This window comes from Terriglobus sp. YAF25, assembly GCF_052113305.1.
Taxonomy (GTDB): Bacteria; Acidobacteriota; Terriglobia; order Terriglobales; family Acidobacteriaceae; genus Terriglobus.
Genome location: NZ_JBFRCY010000515.1, coordinates 1 through 3,419, shown reverse-complemented (window position 1 = coordinate 3,419; position 3,419 = coordinate 1). Strand labels below are relative to the sequence as shown.

Here is a 3,419-nt window from a genome sequence, read left to right as displayed (position 1 = left end):
CTGTAGACCTTCACGTTGAAGAACTGCCGGGCGCCTCCTGCCTGCCAGACAATGAGCGTAGTCTCTCCAGGAGCCTTGCCATTGATCATGACCTCGGAAGGACTTACTGCGGTAGCTTCGGCGACGTCAGCGGAGCCAACTGCGACCCGCGTTACCGAACGAAGACTGTCAACCAGTACGGACTTGCCGACGGAGACTACCAGATCATTTGCAGAATCCTGCGTTGAGGCTCCGGTAGCAGCCGCGGGTGTTCCACTCGCCTGTGCATACGCAGGCGTTCCGGCACAGACGGCACAAGACAGAAAAGATAAGCAAGCGATAATAAAGGTGTCTCTCACTTTTTAACCTCATCTGAGACAAATTTTTCTTCCGTACGTTTTGATCCATTGAAGACTTGAACGAGATAGACCTGTGGGGCCGCTGTACGAACCACGCGGGGCGCTGATACTGTTCGCGGCTTCGGTGGCTCGGGGCTGTTCTTATCGGCGAAGAGGTTCGCCATCACCGTGCCCGGAGGCTGAGCGATCTGGGTGTCGAGAGGGTTTCTCAGGACCAACTGGATGTGGGTCTGGTTACTTGCCAGACTGAGGTTCTCTGCCTGCTCCGGAGTGACCAGAAGGTTGACGACCTGCACCGGCTTCGGCTTTCCTTCCTGATCTTTCTGGATGTCCGTGCCTGCGGATAAAACCTCGATGTTCTGTAGCAGTGTCTTCACCTTCGGGCCCTCAACCGGATTTGGTGTTCCCGGCGGGTTTCCTGAGATCAAAACGTCGACGCGCATGCCAGGTGTCACGAAGCCGGCAACGCCGACGACGTCATCCACCTTGACGGCGCATGCGCGCATACCGGGGCTGATGGTTGCAGCCAGTCCACCACCTGAGCCCGATGCGGCCAGGCGGCTATCGAGTACAGGCTCGTTCTGGTAGAGATTGGAGACTACTCCTCTACCGACTGCGTCCTTGAGATTGAGAATTGCTCCCTTGGGTGCAGGCGAGGCAATCTCAGAGAAAGTTACGTCGACGTCGCGAAGGACACTGCCCAGCTTGATATCTGTGGTTGCGACAACGACGCGCGTCATATTCGAGTGCGACGCCAAAACGCGTTTCCCAACCAGGCGAGATACAAGCAAGCTGCAGATAGCCGCGACGATGAATGCACTGAAGAGAATGACTACCACTCTTTTATTCATTGGGCTGAACCTATCCGAAGGCAGATTGTGAGTCGCTTGCCTTCGGAACCCAATGTCGCAATTGCTATGCCAAAAAAGTCATAGCTTGCCTGCCAAAAGGCGACGGAAGTGTGACCATCTGTATACCAATGGCAAAGCTGGTGTCATCGCGTAGATACAGGGTGTCCATTTTGCGTGATTTCAAAGAGGATCGGGTTGGTCTGGGAATTGCACTTGTTTGACACATTGCAGTTGTCCAAAATCGCGGAGCCAACCATCATGAGGCCGAGTACGCTTACGACGCTTTTCTCTGAACAGCCTTCTTCCAGCACTCCTCCATCTGCAGCTGTGATCTCGTTTCTGCTGCATGGGATTGGATTTGCCGTTCTCTTCACGGCTTCGCGGCATGTGCTTCGGCTTCCCTATGCGCCTGTTGCAGAACGCTATACCGTCCGGCTCCTGAAAAATACCCGGGTCGACGAGTTCCGACGGCTGACAATCAACGGCAGCGAGATGCAAACGGCTACACACGGCGAAGCTCACAAGCTGATGGCCGGCGGCGCCGCGCCGGTGATGTCGGCTCCGGTTCAGCCGGCGCAGCCATCGCAGTCTCAAATGCTGCTGCAGCCAGATGCTCCGCCACGTCTCGTCGTGAAAGAGCCTATGCCAATTCCGCTCGTCCGGTTGTGGTCTGCGGAGGAGACGCCGAACCGAATCCTTGTTGCTCCACCTTCGCAGGAGATTACTGTTGTGACGACGCGGCCCGCGCTGATCAAGCCGAATCGGGAGCCGAATCTGGCCGACGTCAGCATGACGATGACCCCTTTTCCTGTCCAGGCCCCGATCTTTCCTGCAGGCACAACATCCCCGATCATTGTGCGTAGTGCTGAACCGGCGCCACAACAGATTCCGATGACAGCCTCTACCCAGATGGAGCAGCCAACGCCTGCGCAGGTAATTTCGTTGTCGGCGTTGCAGAGCGATGGTCCGGTGGCTATTCCTCTGACGAATCAAGCCGTGGTGGCGAACGCTCACGATGGGCTTACACCCGGCCGTCCAGACAAGGCCATGGTCAGTGGTAGTGGCGGTGCCACCGGAGATCAAAATGGTAAGGGAGCAGGAGCCGCAGGCACGCCGACAATCGCGCAGGCCAGCACTCCTGGCGCTGCGGATCAGAACGGTGCAGTGGCTGGTTCAGGAGTAAATGACAAGCCGGCACTGACTCACATCACGCAGCCGAAAGACGGCAAGTTCGGTGTCATCGTTGTTGGATCGCCTTTGGCGGAGCGTTATCCGGAGATCGAAGGTGTTTGGCACGATCGCGTGGTGTACACAGCGTATCTTCGTGTTGGCGGGAGTAAGAGCTGGATCCTGCAGTACTCTCTTCCACCAGCAGGAGAGACTGCAGTCAACAGCACCGCACGGCCGGACGCGCCCTGGCCCTACGATATGCTGCGGCCTCATCTCGCTTCTACTGACTATGACGCAGACGCGATCCTCATTCACGGGTTCATTAACATGACGGGTCGTTTCGAAAAGCTGGCTCTTGTCTTTCCCGCAGGATTCCAGCAGGCGAAGTTCCTGCTGGATGCCCTGCAACAGTGGCAGTTCCGGCCTGCGCTGCAGGATGGACATGTTTCGATGGTCGAAGTCCTGTTGATCATTCCTGAGGAAGCAGAGTAGTGAGTAGGCAGAAACGATATCCTCTCGTTGCATCATTCTTCGTGTGAGTAAAGGCGGCGACTGGTTGGAGTTCTTTCCGAGTGTGAGATCTGGCGTATCGGTAAAGCGCCAAAGGCGCTTCGTTTCGCTTAAGGGCACGGCTCCACAGGCTGCGGAAAAAGGCCTTGGCCCGCGGGCAATTTTGTATAGGTGAAATGTTCGAGCCTCGCTCGAATCGGGTGGGAGCAGCGCCGTCCCCTTAAGTAATCACTTCGCACCTGCGATGCGAAGTGGTTGTACTATGCGCCGCGATCTACAGATCCTACCCAAGATGTCACGAACTTTAGAAACAGCACACTAGTAAAACGAGGGCGTATCGACAGATCTGTCGATACGCCCTCGCTTCGCGGTCACTACGTGTGCCAGCCTACTGCACCAGTGCGACCTCATTGACGTTATAGATTGCAAGGGAGCTGAGGTTCATCGTGATGGTGCCATTGCCACCCAGTTGCAAGGCTCCAACGATGATCTCTCCTTGAACCAGAGTGCCGCTTCCCGACCCGCCCTGTAGATTGAGCTGCTGGAACTG

3 protein-coding genes are annotated in these 3,419 nt (G+C 56.4%); 1 reads left to right on the top strand and 2 read right to left on the bottom strand.

Going from position 1 to position 3,419, the window contains the following annotated elements:
* Together AB4043_RS19130 and cpaB are read right to left on the bottom strand one after the other, a co-directional pair.
* Positions 1-338, bottom strand: a 338-nt coding sequence (locus tag AB4043_RS19130; protein WP_442307791.1) for a pilus assembly protein N-terminal domain-containing protein, incomplete at its 3' end; no start/stop codon positions are given.
* Entirely contained in the window at positions 335-1,189 is an 855-nt protein-coding gene (gene cpaB, locus AB4043_RS19125; protein WP_442300718.1) for a Flp pilus assembly protein CpaB, read from the bottom strand. The genes cpaB and AB4043_RS19130, both read right to left, overlap by 4 nt.
* 258 nt (positions 1,190-1,447) lie before the next feature.
* Here cpaB and AB4043_RS19120 point away from each other — a divergent pair, with 258 nt between their 5' ends.
* A complete protein-coding gene (locus tag AB4043_RS19120; protein ID WP_442300719.1) occupies positions 1,448-2,851 on the top strand; it encodes a hypothetical protein in 1,404 nt (467 codons plus the stop codon).
* Positions 2,852-3,419: the final 568 nt, after the last annotated feature.

Bases quoted from the DNA above. Each gene is read 5' to 3' on its own strand.
- AB4043_RS19120 (WP_442300719.1), top strand. From the start codon at position 1,448: ATGAGGCCGAGTACGCTTACGACGCTTTTCTCTGAACAGCCTTCTTCC.
- cpaB (WP_442300718.1), bottom strand. From the start codon at position 1,189: ATGAATAAAAGAGTGGTAGTCATTCTCTTCAGTGCATTCATCGTCGCG.